Raw genomic sequence first — 3,385 nt, forward strand, 5'->3', positions numbered from 1 at the left:
CGAGGAAGCGCAGGATGCGGTGGAGGAAGGGGGCGTGGACGCCGGTGAGGGTGGCGAGTTCGTCGGCGGTTTTGGGGCCGTTTGCGAGGTGGTCGGCGATGTCGGTGCGCAGGGCCACGCGGAGCGCCGCCGGGTAGAGGTAGCCCAGGGAGTCGGCGAGGACCTGCCTGACGGCCGTCGCGATCTCGGCGGGCTCGGTCGGTTGCGCGTCGCTCGGGCTCATTAGGCGATCACGGCCTCGATGACGGAGACCGTACCGGGCGTGGGGACGACCCGCAGCGGCTTGAGGTCCGCGGCGGCGAGCAGCGCTTCGAACTCGGGCTCCGTACGCTCCGTCCCGTCGAAGATGGCCATCATCGCGATGTCGTACAGCTTGGCGGGGTGCGGGTCATTGCCGGGCGGGACGATGGCGTCGATGACCAGGAGGCGGGACTGCTCGGTCATGGCCTTGCGGACGGCCCGCAGAATGCGCACGCAGTGGTCGTCGTCCCAGTCGTGCAGCACCCGCTTGAGGACGTAGAGGTCTCCGCCCGTGGGCGCGGTCGCGAAGAAGTCGCCTTCCGCCGTCTCCCAGCGGCCCTCGATCGCCGGGTCGTCGAGCTGGTGCTGCTCGAGGACGGCCTGCTGCTCGTACAGCACGCCGCGCAGCCGGGGGTTCTTGGTGAGCACGGTGCGCAGGAAGCCGCCGGGGCCGCCTCCGACGTCGATGACCGTGCCCGTCTCTGGGAAGTCGTACGCGTCGGCGATGCCGCCTTGCTCGATCGTGGACAGGTCGGCGATGCCGGTGTGGAAGGTCTGCGCGCTCTCCTCGTTCCCCTCCAGGTAGTCGAAGAGGGGGGCGCCGAAGATGTCGTTGAAGACCGTGCTGCCCTTGCGGACGGTGTCCTCGAGGCGTCCGGTGGACTTCCAGTACATCTCGTCGGTCAGCAGCAGGGCTGTGGAGCGTACGGAGTAGGGCACGTCGGAGCGGAGGACGTGGGCGGCGGGGGTGATGTGGTAGGCCGCGGTGTCGTCTTCGCGGAAGATGCCTCGGGTGGCGAGGAAGCGCAGGATGCGGTGGAGGAAGGGGGCGTGGACGCCGGTGAGGGTGGCGAGTTCGTCGGCGGTTTTGGGGCCGTTTGCGAGGTGGTCGGCGATGTCGGTGCGCAGGGCCACGCGGAGCGCTGCTGGGTAGAGGTAGCCCAGGGAGTCGGCGAGGACCTGCCTGACGGCCGTCGCGATCTCGGCGGGCTCGGTCGGTTGCGTGTCGCTCAAGGTCTGCCTCCGTCTGGCATCCGAGGTGTCCTGCATCTAACTGTCCAGCTGCTGCGGCGCCGTGGCCGCATGACCGCCGACAGTCTCGCCGTTCGGCCTGACAGGGGGCTGACGTCATGCTGACCGCTTCGGCTGGCCGAAGCGGGACCGGGCGTCAGGCGCAGGTCAGCTCTCCGTCAGCCCGGCCTGCCAGGATGCGCCACCGGAACAGACCCGAACGGCGTCGGAGGGTGCGGTAGTGACAGAGGGCACCATGAAGTGGCGAGGACGTCGGACGTGGTATCGCGTCGTGGGGGCGCTCGACGGGGGCGGCGCACAGGCACCGGTGGTGATTTGCCACGGCGGCCCGGGGCTCACCCACGACTACCTCACGTCGGTCGCGGAGCTGTCGCGATCGGGGCGCTCGTACGTGCTGTACGACCAGTTCGGCGGCGGGCGTTCGGAGCACCGGCCCGAAGCCCCCTCACAGTCCTGGACGGTGGAGCTGTTCGTCGAAGAACTTCAGGCGCTGATCGGCTACTTGGGCATCGAGGATGCTTATCACCTGCTGGGTCACTCCTGGGGCGGGATGCTGGCGCTGGAGCATGCGGTCACCCGTCCGCGCGGCCTGCGCTCGATCGTCGTCGCCGACGCGTTCGCCTCTTCCGCCGCATATGTGGCGGGGGTCCGCAGCCTGCTCGCCGAACTTCCCGAGGACGCACGGCAGTCGATAGAGCGCCATGAGGCGGCGGGTGCGCTCGACGCGCAGGAGTACCGGCAGGCGATGCGGGTCTTCTACGGGCGGCATGTCTGCCGGGCTCGGCCGGTCCCCGAGGAGCTGACGCGGACCATGGCCCGGCTCGCGGAGGACCCCACGGTGTACGAGGCCATGATGGGACCCAGCGAGTTCACGATGACCGGGTCCCTGCGCGACTGGGACATCACCAGTCGGCTGGACCGGGTCGAGGCCCCCGGGCTGGTCGTCTCCGGACGTCATGACGAGGTGACCCCAAGTGCAGTCGAGGGGCTGTGGCGCGGCCTGCCTCGCGCCGAGTGGGTGATCTTCGAGGAATCGAGCCATATGCCGCACCTGGAGGAACCCGACCGATTTCGTGATGCAGTCGAGAAGTTCCTCGAGCGGGCGGAGCTAGCATGACGGGCATGGCACCCACCATCGGACTGTTTTCGATGAACATGCACGCCTGCGCGGACCCGGGGAACGCGGTGCGCATCGCGCAGCGCGCGGAGCGGGTCGGCTACGACTCGCTGTGGGCGGCCGACCATGTCGCCCTGCCCAGGCCGCGCACCGAGGACTCCCCGCTGGATCCGGGCGACCGGGTGCTGGATCCCGTGGTGTCGCTCACCTACCTGGCCGGCTGCACCGAGCGGATCCGGCTCGGCACCGGCTGCGTCGTGCTGCCGCAGCGCAACCCGGTCGTGCTCGCAAAGCAGTTGGCCAGTGTGGACGTGCTCAGCGGAGGTCGGCTGTTGTTCGGAGCCAGCGTCGGCTATCTGGAGCCGGAGTTGAACGCGGTGGGCGTGCCGATGGCTGGCCGCGGGGCCCGCGCGGACGAGTACATCCAGGCCATCAGCGCGCTGTGGTACGAGGAAAAGCCCGCATTCCACGGGGAGTTCGCGGACTTCGACGGCGTCGACGCTCACCCCCGCCCCGTACAACGGCCGGTGCCCTTGGTGGTCGGCGGCCACAGCGCGGCGGCGCACCGGCGTGCAGTCACGTACGGCGATGAGTGGTTCGGCTACATGGTGAGCCTGCGGGGCGCCGTAGAGCAGCTGAGCTCACTGCGGGATATCTCTGCCCGCCTCGGCAGGCAGCGCGAGCCTCTCCGGATCTCCATCAGCCCGTCCCGCCCGCTCGATCCGAACAGTGTGCGCAGATACGCCGATCTCGGTGCGGACCGGCTCGTCGTCGTGCCGCCTGCTCATCTGACGATCGATGAGCTCGAGGAGTTCGTCGAGGCGCACGCGCCCCGGCGGCTCGGGGCGACAGAGCGCGCCGATGCCGCTGAGTGAGCGTGCAGCGCCGGGCCGAAGTCGCGCAGCCAGCAATGGTTGCGGCCATGCGAAGCTTTGTGGCGTCGGCCCGCTCAGCGAGCGGACGACGCGACGAACGCGGAGACCTGCTCTCCCACCA

The 3,385-nt window shown here is 69.6% G+C and carries 4 protein-coding genes; 2 read left to right on the top strand and 2 right to left on the bottom strand.

Annotated elements, in window-relative coordinates; translation table 11 throughout:
• Both ACTWQJ_RS48715 and ACTWQJ_RS48720 read right to left on the bottom strand, forming a co-directional pair.
• On the bottom strand, positions 1 to 223 hold a 223-nt coding region (locus ACTWQJ_RS48715), incomplete at its 3' end, for a methyltransferase family protein (RefSeq protein ID WP_443312782.1).
• Positions 223 to 1,254, bottom strand: coding sequence for a methyltransferase (locus ACTWQJ_RS48720; RefSeq protein ID WP_443312783.1), 1,032 nt, complete (start codon positions 1,252 to 1,254; stop codon positions 223 to 225). The genes ACTWQJ_RS48720 and ACTWQJ_RS48715, both read right to left, overlap by 1 nt.
• Before the next feature lie 253 nt (positions 1,255 to 1,507).
• On the opposite strand from ACTWQJ_RS48720, the gene ACTWQJ_RS48725 reads away from it, so the two are divergent.
• On the top strand, positions 1,508 to 2,389 hold the full coding sequence (locus tag ACTWQJ_RS48725; RefSeq protein WP_443312784.1) for a proline iminopeptidase-family hydrolase: 882 nt from the start codon (positions 1,508 to 1,510) through the stop codon (positions 2,387 to 2,389).
• Positions 2,390 to 2,394: 5 nt separating this feature from the next.
• Positions 2,395 to 3,264, top strand: coding sequence for an LLM class F420-dependent oxidoreductase (locus ACTWQJ_RS48730; RefSeq protein ID WP_443312785.1), 870 nt, complete (start codon positions 2,395 to 2,397; stop codon positions 3,262 to 3,264).
• The last annotated feature ends 121 nt before the right edge of the window (positions 3,265 to 3,385 follow it).

The sequence above is a fragment of the Streptomyces sp. KR55 genome (genome assembly GCF_052245645.1).
In the GTDB taxonomy this organism is placed as follows: domain Bacteria; phylum Actinomycetota; class Actinomycetes; order Streptomycetales; family Streptomycetaceae; genus Streptomyces; species Streptomyces flavusporus.

What these genes read in the sequence shown, in the direction of transcription:
- ACTWQJ_RS48730 (WP_443312785.1), top strand. Translation starts at nt 2,395, where the DNA reads ATGGCACCCACCATCGGACTGTTTTCGATGAACATGCACGCCTGCGCG.
- ACTWQJ_RS48725 (WP_443312784.1), top strand. Translation starts at nt 1,508, where the DNA reads ATGAAGTGGCGAGGACGTCGGACGTGGTATCGCGTCGTGGGGGCGCTC.